The organism is Streptomyces sp. WAC05292 (genome assembly GCF_003949955.1).
Taxonomy (GTDB): Bacteria; Actinomycetota; Actinomycetes; order Streptomycetales; family Streptomycetaceae; genus Streptomyces; species Streptomyces globosus.
Genome location: NZ_RPSE01000010.1, coordinates 1 through 16,376, shown reverse-complemented (window position 1 = coordinate 16,376; position 16,376 = coordinate 1). Strand labels below are relative to the sequence as shown.

At 74.2% G+C, this 16,376-nt stretch carries 14 protein-coding genes; 9 read left to right on the top strand and 5 right to left on the bottom strand.

Features of this window, described 5'->3' with window-relative positions:
- The first annotated feature begins 99 nt into the window (after positions 1 to 99).
- The 3 genes from EF903_RS02385 to EF903_RS02375 are packed head-to-tail and all read left to right on the top strand — an operon-like array spanning position 100 to position 2,779.
- Positions 100 to 780, top strand: coding sequence for a DUF5819 family protein (locus EF903_RS02385; protein ID WP_125540912.1), 681 nt, complete (start codon positions 100 to 102; stop codon positions 778 to 780).
- Positions 768 to 2,012 (top strand): HTTM domain-containing protein, encoded by a 1,245-nt coding sequence (locus EF903_RS02380; protein ID WP_399419965.1) that lies wholly within the window; start codon positions 768 to 770, stop codon positions 2,010 to 2,012. Before EF903_RS02385 ends, EF903_RS02380 begins: the two co-directional genes overlap by 13 nt.
- A gap of 23 nt (positions 2,013 to 2,035) precedes the next feature.
- The gene (locus tag EF903_RS02375; RefSeq protein WP_125540911.1) at positions 2,036 to 2,779 is read left to right on the top strand and encodes an RNA methyltransferase; all 744 of its coding nucleotides are present in this window, start codon (positions 2,036 to 2,038) and stop codon (positions 2,777 to 2,779) included.
- A gap of 35 nt (positions 2,780 to 2,814) precedes the next feature.
- Here the strand turns inward: EF903_RS02375 and paaN are convergent, their stop codons facing one another.
- Positions 2,815 to 4,515 carry a phenylacetic acid degradation protein PaaN gene (gene paaN / locus EF903_RS02370; RefSeq protein ID WP_125540910.1) on the bottom strand — a complete coding sequence of 567 codons (1,701 nt, stop codon included), beginning with the start codon at positions 4,513 to 4,515 and terminating at the stop codon, positions 2,815 to 2,817.
- A 167-nt stretch (positions 4,516 to 4,682) separates the two neighbouring features.
- Between paaN and EF903_RS02365 the strand changes: the two genes are divergently transcribed.
- The 3 genes from EF903_RS02365 to EF903_RS02355 all read left to right on the top strand — a co-directional run bounded on the left by EF903_RS02365 (position 4,683) and on the right by EF903_RS02355 (position 8,654).
- Entirely contained in the window at positions 4,683 to 6,233 is a 1,551-nt protein-coding gene (locus tag EF903_RS02365) for a 3-hydroxyacyl-CoA dehydrogenase (RefSeq protein ID WP_125540909.1), read from the top strand.
- Positions 6,230 to 6,820, top strand: coding sequence for a TetR/AcrR family transcriptional regulator (locus EF903_RS02360; RefSeq protein WP_125540908.1), 591 nt, complete (start codon positions 6,230 to 6,232; stop codon positions 6,818 to 6,820). The genes EF903_RS02365 and EF903_RS02360 overlap by 4 nt, the downstream gene beginning before the upstream one ends.
- 70 nt (positions 6,821 to 6,890) lie before the next feature.
- Positions 6,891 to 8,654 (top strand): PKD domain-containing protein, encoded by a 1,764-nt coding sequence (locus EF903_RS02355; protein WP_125540907.1) that lies wholly within the window; start codon positions 6,891 to 6,893, stop codon positions 8,652 to 8,654.
- Between the two features lie 84 nt (positions 8,655 to 8,738).
- Here EF903_RS02355 and EF903_RS02350 read toward each other — a convergent pair whose 3' ends face one another.
- Positions 8,739 to 9,308 carry an Lrp/AsnC family transcriptional regulator gene (locus EF903_RS02350; RefSeq protein ID WP_125540906.1) on the bottom strand — a complete coding sequence of 190 codons (570 nt, stop codon included), beginning with the start codon at positions 9,306 to 9,308 and terminating at the stop codon, positions 8,739 to 8,741.
- A 211-nt stretch (positions 9,309 to 9,519) separates the two neighbouring features.
- Here EF903_RS02350 and pdhA point away from each other — a divergent pair, with 211 nt between their 5' ends.
- From pdhA to EF903_RS02335, 3 genes are read left to right on the top strand one after another with little or no spacing between them, the layout of a single operon-like run.
- Positions 9,520 to 10,656 carry a pyruvate dehydrogenase (acetyl-transferring) E1 component subunit alpha gene (pdhA, locus tag EF903_RS02345; protein WP_125540905.1) on the top strand — a complete coding sequence of 379 codons (1,137 nt, stop codon included), beginning with the start codon at positions 9,520 to 9,522 and terminating at the stop codon, positions 10,654 to 10,656.
- Positions 10,653 to 11,651: an alpha-ketoacid dehydrogenase subunit beta gene (locus EF903_RS02340; RefSeq protein WP_125540904.1), complete on the top strand. Its 999-nt coding sequence runs from the start codon at positions 10,653 to 10,655 to the stop codon at positions 11,649 to 11,651. The genes pdhA and EF903_RS02340 overlap by 4 nt, the downstream gene beginning before the upstream one ends.
- Complete coding sequence (locus tag EF903_RS02335; RefSeq protein ID WP_125540903.1) at positions 11,651 to 12,979, top strand: dihydrolipoamide acetyltransferase family protein; 1,329 nt, start codon at positions 11,651 to 11,653, stop codon at positions 12,977 to 12,979. Before EF903_RS02340 ends, EF903_RS02335 begins: the two co-directional genes overlap by 1 nt.
- Positions 12,980 to 13,079: 100 nt before the next feature.
- Here EF903_RS02335 and EF903_RS02330 read toward each other — a convergent pair whose 3' ends face one another.
- The 3 genes from EF903_RS02330 to EF903_RS02320 all read right to left on the bottom strand — a co-directional run.
- On the bottom strand, positions 13,080 to 14,057 hold the full coding sequence (locus EF903_RS02330; protein ID WP_125540902.1) for an NAD(P)H-quinone oxidoreductase: 978 nt from the start codon (positions 14,055 to 14,057) through the stop codon (positions 13,080 to 13,082).
- 51 nt (positions 14,058 to 14,108) lie between these two features.
- Positions 14,109 to 15,209 (bottom strand): TrkA family potassium uptake protein, encoded by a 1,101-nt coding sequence (locus tag EF903_RS02325; RefSeq protein WP_125540901.1) that lies wholly within the window; start codon positions 15,207 to 15,209, stop codon positions 14,109 to 14,111.
- Positions 15,197 to 16,376, bottom strand: a 1,180-nt coding sequence (locus EF903_RS02320; RefSeq protein WP_148142498.1) for a molybdopterin molybdotransferase MoeA, incomplete at its 5' end; no start/stop codon positions are given. The genes EF903_RS02320 and EF903_RS02325, both read right to left, overlap by 13 nt.

Here is a 16,376-nt window from a genome sequence, read left to right as displayed (position 1 = left end):
ACCGATCGTTCGGTTCATGCTCTTCAATGGTGAGACGGCGCCCCGTAGGGTGTCAACCTCTGAGGTCGACCCTGTGGACGGCGAAACGATCGGGGCAGGATGGAAGCGAACGCGCGCGAGGCCGCGGAGGAGCCCCTTCCACCCGACTCCCCGGGGCCCGTCCGCGCGCCCGGCATCGCGGGCCTCGGCACCCCCGGCCGCGTCGTCGCGACGGCGGCCCTCGCCGCCGTCGCCCTCGCCGCCTGCGCCCACCTCGCGGCCGTCTTCCTGCACGTCGCCCCCGCCAACACGCTCAGCAAGCGGCACGCGCCGGCCGTGGACGCCTGGATCTACCCCGAGTTCGAGCAGAACTGGAAGCTCTTCGCCCCCAACCCCCTCCAGCAGAACATCGCCGTCGAGGCGCGCGCCCAGGTCCGCACCCGCGACGGCGGCCTCGTCACCGAGGCGTGGCGCGACCTCTCCGCCGAGGACGGCAGGGCCATCCGGCACAGCCTGTTCCCGAGCCACACCCGCCAGAACGAGCTGCGGCGGGCCTGGGACTTCTTCACCGCCTCGCACGACGAGGAGGACCGGCCCGTCGGCGAGCGCGGCGGGCTCTCGGAGCAGTACCTGAAGCGGATCGCGCTGAACCGGCTGCGCGCCGCCCGCCCCGCCGACGGCGGCGAGATCGTCCGGGTCCAGCTGCGCTCCGCCACCCGCGCCGTCGCCGCCCCCGCGTGGAGCGGCGAGGAGACCGACACGCGCACCCACCACCGGGAGCTGTCGTGGTGGACGGTGTGAGAAGGGCCCGGGCCGCCGCCGGCCGCGCCCTGGCCCGCGCCACCGGGGAGGCGCTCGGCCCGTACCAGAGCGCCGTCGTCCGCATCGGCTTCGCGACGACCTGGCTCTGCTTCCTGCTGCGCGAGTTCCCCCACCGGCACGAGCTGTACGGGCCGGACGGCCCCTGGAGCTGGGAGCTGGCCCGCCGCCTCGTCGACTCCAACCACGCCTTCACCGTCCTGCTGTGGTCGGACTCCGCCCTGTGGTTCGAGGCCGTGTACGCGCTGTCGGTGGCGGCGAGCGCCCTGCTCGCCCTGGGCTGGCGGACCCGGGCGGTGTCCGCCGTGTTCGCGGCCGGGGTGCTGTCGCTGCAGAACCGCAGCGTGTTCATGGGCGACGGCGGGGACAACGTCATCCATTTGATGGCGATGTACCTGGTCCTGACCCGGTGTGCGCAGGTGTGGTCGCTGGACGCGCGCAGGGCGCGGCTCCACGGCTCGGCCTCCGCCGGGGCGGCCGGGCCGGTGCTGTGGGGCGTCCTCGGCGCCGTGTTCGCGTTCGGCACGGTGACCGGGCGGCTCGGCTACGGCTGGGTCGCAGCCCTCGCCGCCCTGTGGGTCGTCTGCGCCGTGTGGTGGATGGTCGACCGCCACGAGCCGCGCAGCGAGGCCCGGGCCGTCCTCGACGTCCTCGCGAACACGGTGCACAACGCAGGCATGCTCGTCATCGCGGCCGAGGTGTGCCTGATCTACGCGACCGCCGGCTGGTACAAGGTCCAGGGGTCCCGCTGGCAGGACGGCACCGCGCTGTACTACCCGCTCGGCCTCGACTACTTCAGCCCCTGGCCGGAGCTGTCGTCGCTGCTGGCGGGCAGCGGCACGCTGGTGATGCTGCTGACGTACGGGACGGTGGCGGTGCAGGTGGCGTTCCCGTTCACGGTCTTCCAGCGACGCGTGAAGAACGTCCTGCTCGCCGTGATGGTGCTGGAGCACGCGGGCATCGCGGTGCTGCTGGGGCTGCCGTTCTTCTCCATGGCGATGATCGCCGCCGACGCGGTGTTCCTGCCGACCGCGTTCCTGCTGTGGCTCGGGGCGCGGGCCGCGGGCATGCGCACCGGGGTCGGGCGGCGGCTGCGCCGGGCGCGGCCGGGCGGAGGGCCGGGCGCCGCGGGTCTCCCCCCGCAGCGGGCCCCCGGCGCCGAGGCGGGGCCCGGCCCCGGCTCCCCGCCGTCGGGTGCGCGGACCGCGGGGTGAGCGCGGCGCCGTAGGGTCGGGGCATGAGCGACGAGACGGTGCGGGAGTGGCAGGCGGGGCTGGAGCAGGACGGTCTCGTGCTGCTCGACGGGTTCCACGCCCTCAAGCACGCCCTGCGGTTCGGTGCGGACGTGCGGATCGCGGTGGCCCGAGACCCCGACGCCGCCCTCGCGCTGGCCGCGCAGCTCGCCCCCGACGTCCTCGGGGACGTACGGCGGCTGCTGCGCCCCGCCGACCTGCGCGGGCTCGTCGCCCGCGTGCACCCCACCGGGGTCGCCGCCCTCGCCGTACGGCCGGACGCGGCGCGGGGGCGGTCCCTGCTGGACCGGCGGCCGCGGAGCGCGCCCGTGGTCGTGCTGGACAACCCCCGCAACCTCGGCAACGTCGGAGCCGTGGTCCGGCTGGCCGCCGGCTTCGGCGCCACGGGCGTGGTGACCCGCGGCGACCTCGACCCCTGGCACCCCAACGTGGTCCGGGCCGGTGCAGGGCTGCACTACGCGACGACGGTGGACCGGGTCACCCTCGACACCCTGCCCGAGGGCCCCCTGTACGCGCTCGACCCCGAGGGCGAGGACATCCGCGCCCTCGCCCTCCCGGACGACGCCCTGCTGGCCTTCGGCTCCGAGCGCCACGGCATCTCGCCCGAGCTGCGCGCCCGCGCCGACCACCTGGTGTCGCTGCCGATGAGGCCCCAGGTGTCCAGCTACAACCTGGCCACCAGCGTGGCCATGTCCCTCTTCCACTGGGGCGGGCCCAAGGCCGGCTGAGCCGCCGGCCCTGCCCCGCCCCCGCCCCACGGCCGTCAGGCCTGGCGGCGGACCTCCACCATGCGGAACCGGTTCGCGACGAACGCCCCGTCGCACAGCGCCGCGTTCGCCGCGGGGTTGCCGCCCGAGCCGTGGAAGTCGGAGAACGCGGCGGTCTGGTTGACGTACACCCCGCCGGTCAGGTTCAGCGACAGCTGCGCCGACTCCTCCAGGCAGACCTCCTCGACGGCCCGCTCGGTGTCCGCCGAGGTCGTGTACGCGCCCACCGTCATGGCGCCCTTCTCGCGGACCGTGCGCCGCAGCAGCTCCAGCGCGTCCGCCGTGGAGTCCACGGCGACCGCGAAGGAGACCGGCCCGAAGCACTCGGAGAGGTAGGGCGCCGCGTCGTCCGACTTGGCCGCGTCCAGCTTCACCATGACCGGGGTGCGGACCACGGCGCCCGGGAAGTCGGGGTTCGCGACCTCGCGGGAGGCGAGCGCCACCTCGCCGAGCCCGGCCGCCGCCTCCAGGCGGGCCTTGACGTCCGGGTTGACCAGCGCGCCGAGCAGCGCGTTGGCCCGGGCGTCGTCCCCGAGGAGGCCGCCGACCGAGGCCGCGAGGTCCGCGACGACCTCGTCGTAGGTCTTGCGGCCGGCGTCGGTGTCGATGCCGTCGCGCGGGATGAGCAGGTTCTGCGGGGTCGTGCACATCTGGCCGCTGTACAGGGACAGCGAGAAGGCCAGGTTCGCCAGCATGCCCTTGTAGTCGTCCGTGGAGTCGACGACGACCGTGTTGACGCCGGCCTTCTCCGTGTAGACCTGCGCCTGGCGGGCGTTGGCCTCCAGCCAGTCGCCGAACTCCGTGGAGCCGGTGTAGTCGATCAGCTTGATCTCGGGGCGGACCGCGAGGGTCTTGGCGATGCCCTCGCCGGGGCGCTCGGTCGCCAGCGCCACCAGGTTCGGGTCGAAGCCCGCCTCCGCCAGGACCGTGCGGGCGACCTGCACGGTCAGGGCGAGCGGGAGGACCGCGCGCGGGTGCGGCTTGACCAGCACCGGGTTGCCCGTGGCGAGGGAGGCGAAGAGGCCCGGGTAGCCGTTCCACGTGGGGAAGGTGTTGCAGCCGATCACCAGGGCGATGCCGCGGGGGACGGCCTTGAAGGTCTTGTCCAGCCGGAGCGGGTCCCTCTTGCCCTGCGGCTTGGACCAGGCGGCCTCGCCGGGCACGCGGGTCTGCTCCGCGTACGCGTACGCCACGGCCTCCAGGCCGCGGTCCTGCGCGTGGGGGCCGCCCGCCTGGAACGCCATCATGAAGGCCTGGCCGCTGGTGTGCATCACCGCGTGCGCGAACTCGTGCGTCCGGGCGCTGATCCGGGCCAGGATCTCGATGCAGACCACGGCGCGCGCCTCCGGGCCGGCGTCCCGCCAGGCGGCCATGCCCGCCTTCATCGCGGGCAGCAGCACGTCCACGTCGGCGTGCGGGTACTCCACGCCCAGCTCCGGGCCGTACGGGGAGACCTCGCCGCCGGTCCAGCCGTCCGTCCCCGGCTGGTCCAGCTCCAGGCGGGTGCCCCGCAGCGCCTCGAAGGCCGCCAGGCCGTCGACCGGGGCGGTCTCGCCGTAGGCCTTCGGGTGCTCCGGGTGCGGGGACCAGTACGCGCGGCTGCGGATGGCCTCCAGCGCCTGGTCGAGGGTGGGCCGGTGCCGGGCGGAGAGCTCCGACAGGGCGGTCGTCTGGGGGCGGGTGGGCTCGGCGGCCATCAGGGACCAACTCCTCGTTGAGCCGGGCAAGATCGGACTGGATCGCGGGCTGGGTTCAGGCAAGGGCGGGTGAAGACGAGCAGACTGGAGTTAGAGTAACCGAACGATCGGTCGGGACAAGAGGGCCCGACCGGCCTGTGGACAACCCGGTGCGGGAGGATCAGGACATGACAGCAATCGAGCGGTCCCGCACCGTGGCGGTCGTCGGCGCGGGCACCATGGGCCAGGGAATCGCCCAGGTCGCCCTGCTGGCGGGCCACCGCGTCCTGGTCCACGACGTCAACGCCGGCCTCGCCGCCGACGCCGTCGGCATCGTCCGGGACCGCGTGGAGCGGATGGCGGCCAAGGGCCGCGTCGAGCGCGCCGAGGCCGCGGACGCGGCCGCCCGGATCGGATCCGCGGCCACCCTGGCCGACCTCGCGGACGCCGCACTCGTCATCGAGGCCGTCGTCGAGGACGCCGCGGTCAAGCGGGCGCTGTTCGCCGCGCTCGAGGAAGTGGTCGCCCCGGACGCGCTGCTCGCCACGAACACCTCCTCCCTCTCCGTCACCGAGCTCGCGGGGGGCCTCGCCCACCCGGGCCGCTTCCTCGGCCTGCACTTCTTCAACCCTGCCCCGCTGCTCCCGCTCGTCGAGGTGGTCAGCGGCTTCGCGACCGACCCGGCCGCCGCCGAGTCCGCGTACCGCACCGTCCTCGGCTGGGGGAAGACGCCGGTGCGCTGCGCCGACACCCCCGGCTTCATCGTCAACCGGATCGCCCGGCCCTTCTACGCCGAGGCCTTCGCGGTGTACGAGGAGCAGGGCGCGGACCCGGCCACGATCGACGCCGTGCTCCGCGAGTGCGGCGGCTTCCGGATGGGCCCCTTCGCGCTGACCGACCTGATCGGCCAGGACGTCAACGAGGCCGTCACCCGCTCCGTGTGGGAGTCCTTCCACCGCAGCCCGAAGTTCACCCCGTCGCTCGCGCAGCGCCGCCTGGTCCAGTCGGGCCGCCTCGGCCGCAAGTCGGGGCACGGCTGGTTCCCGTACGGGCCGGACGCGGAGCTCCCGCAGCCGCACACCGCCGGGCCCGAGGAGGCGCCGGAGAAGGTGACCGTCGTCGGCGACCTCGGGCCGGCCGCGGAGCTCGTGGACCTGATCGAGGAGGCGGGCGTGGCCGTCACGGCCGCCGGCAGCGGGGGCCCGTACATCCAGCTGCCCGGCGAGGGCCAGCTGGTCCTCGCCGACGGCAGGACGTCCGTCGAGTTCACCGACGTCGTCTACTTCGACCTCTCGCCGGACTACCGCGGCGCCACCCGGATCGCCCTGTCCGCCTCGGAGGACACGAGCGAGCGCACCCTCGCCGAGGCCGTCGGCCTCTTCCAGCGCCTCGGCAAGCAGGTCTCCGTCATCGGCGACGTGCCCGGCATGATCGTGGCCCGCACGGTCGCGATGCTGATCGACCTCACCGCGGACGCGGTCGCCCGCGGCGTGGCCACCGCCGAGGACGTCGACACCGCGATGAAGCTCGGCGTGAACTACCCGCTCGGCCCCTCCGAATGGCAGCGGCGCCTCGGCCGCGACTGGGCCTACGACCTGCTGCACCACCTGGACGAGCGCTGTCCGGGCGGCCGGTACGCGCCCTCCCTCGCGCTGTTCAGGCTCGGCTACGCCGAGGACGCGGCGGACGGCGAAGAGGCCGGGGCCGGGGCGGACGGGCAGGACGGGGGCGGCGCATGACGACCGCCAGGCGCGACACCTACACCCCGGAGAGCCTGCTCTCCGTGGCCGTCCAGGTCTTCAACGAGCGCGGATACGACGGCACCTCCATGGAGCACCTCTCCAAGGCGGCGGGCATCTCGAAGTCCTCGATCTACCACCACGTGGCGGGCAAGGAGGAACTCCTGGAGCGCGCCGTCAGCCGGGCCCTGGACGGGCTGTTCTCCGTCCTCGACGAGCCCGGCGCCGTACGCGGCCGCGCGGTGGAGCGGGTGGAGTACGTGACCCGGCGCACCGTCGAGGTGCTGGTCGACGAGCTGCCGTACGTGACGCTGCTGCTGCGGGTGCGGGGCAACACGCGCACCGAGCGGTGGGCGCTGGAGCGGCGCCGCGAGTTCGACCACCAGGTCGCGGAGCTGCTGAAGGCCGCCGCGGCGGACGGCGACCTGCGCGCGGACGTGGACATCAGGCTGGCCACGCGCCTGCTGTTCGGCATGGTGAACTCGCTGGTCGAGTGGTACCGGCCGCACCCGGGGACCACCCCCGGCCAGCTGGCCGACGCGGTCGTCCACATGGCCTTCGACGGGCTGCGCACCGCCCGGCCGTAGCGGACGGGTCCCTTCCATCCGGCCTGCGGTTTTTGGCCGAAAAATTGTGCGATCAAGAGGGTGTGGCGGCATGTACGCTGGGCCCGACTCGATCCTGAGCGTGTTCAAAAATCAACATGGGGGGCCGGTGCGCAACCGCCGTCTTGTCATTTCCGCCGCCGTCGTCGTGGCGGCCAGCTTCGGAACGGTCCTGGTGCCGGCAGCGGCACAGGCCGCTCCCGCCCGACCCGCGGCCAAGGGGGCGCCCGCAGGGGGCGTGGACGCGGGCCCGCTGGCCAAGCCCGAGGCCAAGACCTTCCACAGCCCGGCCGAGCGGTCGGTCCGCAAGGCCCTGCCCGGTACGAAGGGCAAGGCGCGCTCCGGCGCGGAGGCCGGCGCCACCGCGCAGTCCGACGCCACGGCGCAGGCGGAGCCCGCCCCCTCCGCCAACGAGGAGCTGGCCGTCGTCCTGAACGGCCGCACCACCACCGCCCACGGCGTCGAGCTGCAGGCGGCGATCGTGAGCGCCCCCGGCACGACGCTCAAGGTCACCTTCGACTGGGGCGACGGGACCGTCGACACCGCCGACGGCCTGCCCGGCCTGGAGGTCAAGCGCCAGCACCGCTACGCCGAGCTGGGCGAGTACAACGTCAAGGTCACCGTGACCGACGAGGCGAACAACGCCCAGGTCGTCAACGAGGTCCCGCTCTCGACCAGCGGCTCGGACTTCACGCCGCACACCCCGACCCGCCTGCTGGACACCCGTAGCGGCGGCGGCAAGGTCGCGCCCTACACCTCGACCCGGGTGAAGATCGCCGGTAACGCCAAGATCCCGGCCGGCGCCACCGCGGTCGCCCTGAACGTCACCGTCACCAACACCGCCACGGGCGGCCACGTCACCGCCTTCCCCGGCGGCGGCCAGCGCCCGGCCACCTCGAACCTCAACTTCGAGGCCGGTCAGACCGTCCCCAACATGGTGATCGTGCCGGTCGGCAAGGACGGCACGGTCGAGCTGTACAACGGCGGCTGGGAGGCGGTGGACCTCATCGCCGACGTCACCGGCTACTTCAGCCGCACCGCCTCCAGCGGCTACACGCCGATGACGCCGGTCCGCACCGTCGACACCCGCTCCGGCCTCGGCGCGCCCCGTGTCGGCCAGGTCGCGGGCCGCGGCAGCTTCTCCACCCAGCTCGGCGGCCTCTACGTGCCCTCGAACGCCACCGCCGTGGCCCTGAACGTGACGGCCACCGGCCCGCGCGAGGCCGGCCACCTGACCGTCTACCCGAGCGGCCAGGCGGCCCCGAACACCTCGAACGTCAACTTCACGGCCGGGCAGACCGTCGCGAACTCGGTGATCGTCCCGGTCGGCTCCGACGGCCGGATCAGCATCATGAACGGCGCCTGGGCGGGCGTCGACGTCATCGTCGACGTGGTCGGCTACTACAGCCCCGACAGCTCGGGCGCCTTCATGGCCGTCGCCCCGCACCGCCGCCTGGACACCCGCACGTGGGGCAGCGGCCCCCTGCCCGGCCAGGAGTACATCTGGATGAACATCTCCCACAAGGAGGAGGGCATCGCCGGGTACGTGCTGAACACGACGGTGACCAACACCCGCGACAGCGGCTTCCTCTCCGTCGCCCCCGACGTGAACTCGCCGGCGTCCTACTTCGACGAGACGGCCGTCTGGCAGGACCCGCCGCAGTCCTCCTCGCTGAACTTCACGCCGGGCAAGACGGTCCCGAACCTGGTGCAGGCGAGCTCCGGCGGGACCAACGGCACCATCGACCTCTGGAACCAGAGCTTCGGCGACATCGACCTGATCGTCGACATGTTCGGGTACTACGAGACGAAGTGACCCCGTGAACGGCGCCCCGGAGGCAGGCCCGCAGGGCCGCCTCCGGGGCGCCGCCGCGTCCGGCGCGGGGCCGGAGGGGCGCGGTCACTCCTCCGCGATGGCCTGGGCTCCGCCGCCGGGGCCCGCATCGAGCAGGTCGGTCTCCTCGAAGACCAGCAGGGTGCGCGTCGAGAGCACCTCCGGGATCGACTGGAGGCGGGTGAGGACCAGTTCGCGCAGGGTGCGGTTGTCGGGCGTGTGGACCAGCAGCAGGACGTCGAAGTCGCCGCTGACCAGCGCGATGTGGGCCGCGCCCGGCAGCTCGCGGAGCTTCTCGCGGACCGTCCGCCAGGAGTTCTGCACGATCTTCAGCGTGATGTAGGCGGAGGCGCCCTGGCCCGCCCGCTCGTGGTTGACGCGCGCCGTGAACCCGCGGATCACGCCGTCGTCGATGAGCCGGTTGATACGGGCGTAGGCGTTCGCCCGGGACACGTGCACCTGCTCGGCGACCGACCGTATGGAGGCCCGTCCGTCCGCCTGGAGCAGCCGCATGATCGAACGGTCGATGGGGTCCAGTGGGCGGGGAGGGGCCTGAGGGGCGGGAGCGGGACCTCCTGCCGGCGTGGGTGCGGATCCCGCTGCGGAGCCCGCCGCGGCCATTTGTTCATCCGGCATTGCCCACTGCCTCCCTGTCCTGGACGTCCTGCATCCATCCCAGGGCCCCGGCGCCACTTTGTCCACAGCCTGCACCCGCCTGTAGCCAAATTGCGCCATCGACCGAACAATCGGTTGGTGAGGCGCCTCACACCCGTGGCCGCGTCCCTCCCCCCAGCCCACCCGCTGGGCGGTACCCCAGCCCGCTTCCCAAGAGGAGGTGTACGCCGCCATGACGGTCCAAGAGCTGCCCGGCGCAGGTGCGTCCCACCGGTCGACCCCGCCGCCCGCCTGGAGGCCCCGTACGGACGCCGCTCCGCTGCTCCCGGACCCCGAGCCGTACCGGGTGCTGGGCACCCCGGCCGCGGAGCGGCTCGACGCCGACCTGATGCGCCGCTGCCACGCGGAACTGGTCCGCGGCCGCCGCTACAACGCGCAGGCCACCGCGCTGACCCGGCAGGGCCGGCTCGCCGTCTACCCCTCCACGGTCGGCCAGGAGGCCTGCGAGATCGCGGCCGCCCTGGTCCTCGAGGAGCAGGACTGGCTCTTCCCGAGCTACCGGGACACCCTGGCGGCCGTGGCGCGCGGCCTGGACCCCGTCCAGGCGCTGACGCTGCTGCGCGGCGACTGGCACACCGGCTACGACCCGCGCGAGCACCGCATCGCCCCCCTCAGCACCCCGCTGGCCACCCAGCTGCCGCACGCGGTCGGCCTGGCCCACGCGGCCCGGCTGCGCGGCGACGACGTGGTGGCGCTCGCCATGGTCGGCGACGGCGGCACCAGCGAGGGCGACTTCCACGAGGCCCTGAACTTCGCGGCCGTCTGGAAGGCCCCGGTGGTCTTCCTCGTCCAGAACAACGGCTTCGCGATCTCCGTCCCGCTCTCGAAGCAGACGGCCGCCCCGACCCTGGCGCACAAGGCCGTCGGCTACGGCATGCCCGGCCGCCTGGTCGACGGCAACGACATCGCCGCCGTCCACGAGGTGCTGTCCGAGGCCGTCCGGCGGGCCCGCTCGGGTGGCGGACCGACCCTGGTCGAGGCCGTCACCTACCGCATCGAAGCCCACACGAACGCCGACGACGCGACCCGCTACCGCGGGGACGCCGAGGTCGAGGCATGGAAGGCGCACGACCCCGTGGCACTGCTGGAGCGCGAGCTGACCGCCCGCGGGATCCTGGACGAGCAGGCGGTCCAGGCGGCCAAGGACGCCGCCGAGGAGATGGCGGCCGACCTGCGCGAGCGGATGAACGCCGACCCGGTCCTGAACCCGATGGACATCTTCGCGCACGTCTACGCGGAGCAGACCGGCCGGCTGCGCGAGCAGGCGGACATGCTGCGCGCCGAGCTCGACGCGGAGGAGCAGTCGTGACGACGGTGGCGGCGAAGCCCGCGACGATGGCGCAGGCCCTGAACCGGGCCATGCGCGACGCGATGGCCGCGGACCCGGCCGTGCACGTGATGGGCGAGGACGTCGGCACCCTCGGCGGCGTCTTCCGCATCACCGACGGACTCGCGAAGGAGTTCGGCGAGGACCGCTGCACGGACACCCCGCTCGCCGAGGCCGGCATCCTGGGCACGGCGGTCGGCATGGCCATGTACGGCCTGCGGCCGGTCGTGGAGATGCAGTTCGACGCGTTCGCCTACCCGGCGTTCGAGCAGCTCATCTCGCACGTGGCGCGGATGCGCAACCGCACCCGCGGCGCGATGCCCCTGCCGATCACCATCCGCGTGCCCTACGGCGGCGGCATCGGCGGCGTCGAGCACCACAGCGACTCCTCCGAGGCGTACTACACGGCCACCCCCGGGCTGCACGTGGTGACCCCGGCGACCGTCGAGGACGCCTACGGGCTGCTGCGCGCCTCCATCGCCAGCGACGACCCGGTCGTCTTCATGGAGCCCAAGCGGCTCTACTGGTCGAAGGCCGACTGGAACCCCGAGGCCCCGGCCGGCGTGCCCGGCATCGGCAAGGCGCTCGTCCGCCGCGCGGGCACCGGCGCCACCCTGATCACGTACGGGCCGTCGCTCCCGGTGTGCCTGGAGGCGGCCGAGGCGGCGCGCGAGGAGGGATGGGACCTGGAGGTCCTCGACCTGCGCTCGCTGGTGCCGTTCGACGAGGAGGCGGTCGTCGCCTCGGTGCGCCGCACCGGCCGCGCCGTGATCGTCCACGAGGCGAACGGCTTCGGCGGCCCCGGCGCGGAGATCGCCGCCCGCATCCAGGAGAAGTGCTTCCACCACCTGGAGGCACCGGTGCTGCGCGTGACGGGCTTCGACATCCCGTACCCGCCGCCGATGCTGGAGAAGCACCACCTGCCCGGTGTGGACCGGATCCTGGACACCGTGGCCCGCCTCCAGTGGGAGAACTGATGGCCCAGGTGATGGAGTTCAAGCTCCCCGACCTCGGGGAGGGACTGACCGAGGCCGAGATCGTCCGCTGGCTGGTCGCGGTCGGCGACGTCGTCGCCGTCGACCAGCCCGTGGTCGAGGTCGAGACGGCCAAGGCGATGGTGGAAGTGCCGTGCCCCTACGGCGGTGTCGTCACCGCCCGCTTCGGGGAGGAGGGCACGGAACTCCCCGTCGGAGCACCGCTGATCACGGTGGCGGTGGGTGCGGGCGCGGGTGACGCGGCCGGCGCGGGCACGGTGCGGGAGCCGGAGGAGTCCGGTTCGGGCAACGTCCTGGTCGGCTACGGCACGGACCACTCGCGCACGGCGCGTCGGAGGCGGGTGCGACCCGCCTCCGCGGCTCCGGCCCCCGCTCCCGCCGCCCCCGCGGCCGTCGCTGCTCCGGCCGCTCCCGCCGTCCGGCCCGCCGGGCCGGTCCCGGTCATCTCGCCGCTGGTGCGCAAGCTGGCCCGCGACAACGGGATCGACCTGCGCGCCCTGACCGGGTCCGGGCCCGACGGCCTGATCCTGCGCGCGGACGTCGAGGCGGCGCTCCGGCCGCAGGCGGCCGTCCCCGCCGCACCCGCCGCCGCTCCGGCCACCGCCGCCGCGGCGCCGGCCGGCGCCGAGCGGATCCCGCTCAAGGGGCTGCGCGGCGCGGTCGCCGACAAGCTCTCGCGCAGCCGGCGCGAGATCCCCGACGCCACCTGCTGGGTCGACGCCGATGCCACCGAGCTGATGGCGGCGCGCGCGGCGATGAACGCCGCGGGCGGCCCGAAGGTCTCGGTGCTGGCCCTGCTGGCCCGGATCTGCACGGCGGCGCTGGCCCGGTACCCGGAGCTCAACTCCACGGTCGACCTCGCGGCGAACGAGATCGTCCGCCTGCCCTCCGTGCACCTGGGCTTCGCCGCCCAGACGGAGCGCGGCCTGGTCGTCCCGGTCGTCCGCGACGCCCACGAGCGCAGCGCGGAGTCGCTGACGGCGGAGTTCGCGCGGCTGACCGAGCTGGCGCGCACCGGGAAGCTCGCCCCGTCCGACCTGACGGGCGGCACCTTCACCCTGAACAACTACGGGGTGTTCGGGGTGGACGGATCGACGCCGATCATCAACCACCCGGAAGCCGCGATGCTCGGGGTCGGCCGGATCACCCCCAAGCCGTGGGTGCACCGGGGCGAGCTCGCCGTCCGCCAGGTCGTGCAGCTGTCCTTCACCTTCGACCACCGGGTGTGCGACGGCGGCACGGCGGGCGGCTTCCTCCGGTACGTCGCCGACTGCGTGGAGAACCCGGCGGTGCTGCTGCGCACCCTGTAGACCCGCCCGCGGGCGGGGCGGCCGGTCCGGGCGGGGGTCAGACCGCCCGGACCGGCGCGCCACCGCGCCCGGCCGTCCGGCCCCGCAGTGCGCTGCGGGGTCAGACGGCCAGCAGCACCTTGCCGACGTGGGCGCCGGACTCCACCAGCCGGTGGGCCTCGGCGGCCTCGCGCATCGGCAGCACGGTGTGGACGACGGGCCGGACGCGGCCCGCCGCCACCAGCGGCCACACGTGCTCCCGTACGGCCGCGACGATCGCGGCCTTCTCCTCCCGGGGCCGCGCCCGCAGCGTCGTCCCGGCGACCGCGGCCCGCTTGGCGAGCAGTGCGCCGAGGTTCAGCTCGGCCTTCACGCCGCCCTGGAGCCCGATCACGACGAGCCGTCCGTTCACGGCGAGGGCATCGACGTTCCGTGCGAGGTACTTGGCGCCGATGATGTCCAGGATGACGTCGGCCCCGGCCCCGCCGGTCGCGGCCTTCACCTCCGCCGCGAAGTCCTGGGTCCGGTAGTCGATCAGGATGTCGGCGCCGAGCTCCTTGCAGCGGGCGAGCTTCTCGGGCCCGCCCGCGGTGACCGCCACCGTCGCCCCGGCGGCCTTCGCCAGCTGGACGGCCATGGTGCCGATGCCGCTCGCGCCGCCGTGCACCAGCACGGTCTCGCCGGGGCGCAGGTGGGCGACCATGAAGAGGTTGGACCAGACGGTGCAGGCCGCCTCGGGCAGAGCCGCGGCCGTCGCCAGGTCGGTGCCCGCCGGAACGGGCAGCAGCTGCCCCGCGGGGACGGCGACCCGCTCCGCGTAGCCGCCGCCGCTGAGCAGGGCGCACACCTCGTCGCCGACGGCCCAGCCCGACACCCCGGGCCCGACGGCGGCGATCCGCCCCGAGCACTCCAGGCCGGGGTGGGGGGAGGCGCCGGGCGGCGGGTCGTAGAAGCCCTGCCGCTGGAGGAGGTCGGCGCGGTTCACCGCGCTCGCGGCGACGTCGACGAGGACTTCTCCCTCGCCCGCCACCGGGTCGGGTGCCCGGTCCCAGACGAGGGCCTCGGGACCGCCGGGCTGCTCGATCGTGATCGCATGCATGGCCCGGAGCGTACGCCAACGCCCCGCCCCGGGCCGGTCCGTGCAGCACTACTAGTCGGCCGGGCCGAGGTTGATCGGGGGCTGCGCCGGCGGGGCGGCGCGCACGATGGTGATCAGGCGGTCGGTCAGCTGGAGGGGGCTGGCGTGCGGGTCGGTGTACGGCAGCAGCCGGTGTCCGCGCAGCACGCTGACGACCAGGTCCTCGGTCTCCCGCACCCCCTTGCCGACCTCGGACTTCTTCACGGGCCGCTCCACGATGTCCAGGCCGCTGCCCTGCTGGATGAGGTCCTCCATCACCTCGCCGGAGCTGGGGCTCAGTACCGACAGCCCGAGGAGCCGGCCGGCCGCGCTCGCGCTGGTGATGACCGCGTCGGCGCCCGACTGCCGCAGCAGCGGCGCGTTCTCCTCCTCGCGGACCGCGGCGACGATCTTCGCGCCGCGGTTCATCTGCCGCGCCGTCAGAGTGACGAGGACCGCGGTGTCGTCGCGCTGGGTGGCGATGATGACCTGGCGCGCCTTGTGGAGCTCCGCGCGCAGCAGGACGTCGGAGCGGGTCGCGTCGCCCACGACGCCGGTGAAGCCCTCGGAGTTGGCGATGTCGATGACCTTGGAGCTGGGGTCGACAATGACGACCTGCTCCTTCTGGAGGCCGGTGGCCAGCAGTGTCTGGAGGGCCGAGCGGCCCTTGGTGCCGAAGCCGACCACGACCGTGTGCTCGCGCAAGTTTTTCCTCCAGCGGCTCAGCCGCCACTCTTCCCTGGTGCGCTCCGTGAGCACTTCCAGGGTGGTACCCACCAGGATGATCAGGAAGAGCACGCGCAGCGGCGTGATCAGCAGGATGTTGACCAGGCGGGCGCTGTCGCTGTGCGGGACGACGTCGCCGTAGCCGGTCGTCGACAGGGTCACCGTCGCGTAGTAGAAGCAGTCGAGCAGGTCGACCGTCTCGTTCGCGTTGTCGTGGTAGCCGTCCCGGTCGAGCCAGACGATCAGCACCGTCAGGAGCAGGACGAACAGCGCCATCAGCAGCCGCTTGGCGACCTGCCGGAGCGGCTTCTCCACCACCTGCCGCGGCAGTTTGATGCGGCGTGAGACGAGCTTCTCGTCCGCCCCCCGCGCCATGGCGTCGTGGCCGTGCAGTTTCACGTGAAACATCCTCCCGAGACCCACGGCAGGTCGAGGATCTCCAGGTCCTGTCCTGACCGCGCACCGTGCGGCGGTACGACGGCCAGCGCATCGGCCGCCGCGATGCCGCGCAGCATCGCGGGCCCGTTGTAGCGAAGCGGTACGGCGTGCTCGTCGGTCAGCCGGACCGGGACGAGCCGGGTGTCGTACGGGTGCCCCGGCACGTCGCCCTGGACGGGGGCCCCGTACCGGGGCCGCCGGCGGCGGCCCGCCAGCGCGCGCAGCAGCGGCTCTGCGAGGGTCAGCAGGCCGGAGACGGCGGCGAGGGGGTTGCCGGGCAGGCCGACCACGTGCCGGCCGCCGGCCTCGTCGCCGAGACGGGCCAGCAGCATGGGGTGCCCGGGGCGTACGGCCACCCCGTCGACCAGCAGCTCGGCGCCGGCCCGGCGCAGCACCGGGTGGACGTGGTCGACGGGCCCGGAGGCGGTGCCGCCGGTGGTGAGGACGACGTCGGCCTCCGAACCGGTGACGGCCTCCAGCAGCGCCTCGGCGCCCGCGTCGTCGTCCCCGATCCGGCGGGTGGCGGTGACCTCGGCGCCGAGCCGCTCCAGCCAGGGGCCGAGCATCGGGCCGAGGGCGTCGCGGATCAGGCCGTCGTGCGGACGGCCCTCGGTGAGCAGCTCGTCGCCGAGGACCAGCACCTCGACGCGGGGCCGGGGCCGGGTGGTGAGCCCGTCGTACCCGGCGGCCGCGGCGAGTCCCAGGACGGCGGGGGTGACCAGGGAGCCGGCGGGCAGCAGCAGGTCGCCGGAGCGGCACTCCTGGCCGCGGGGCCGGATGTCCTGGCCGGTGGTGACGGGCCGGTCGGCGTAGAGCTGCCCGCCGGCCTCGCGGGAGTGCTCGCTGCGGATGACGGCGGTGGTGTCGGCGGGGATCCGGGCGCCGGTGGCGATCCGCACGGCCTCGCCGTCGGCGAGGGGCTCGGGCCGCCCGGACCCGGCGAGCACGCCGCCGTCGGCGCGGACGGTCCAGGGGCCGGGGCCGGCGACGGCCCACCCGTCCATGGCGGAGGTGTCGAAGGACGGCAGGTCGGTGAGGGCGTCCAGGGGTGTGGCGAGGACCTCGCCGAGGGCGGCGGCGAGGGGGACGCGGCGGGTGCGCGGCCGGACGCCGGCGCCGGCGCGGGCTGCGGCGTCG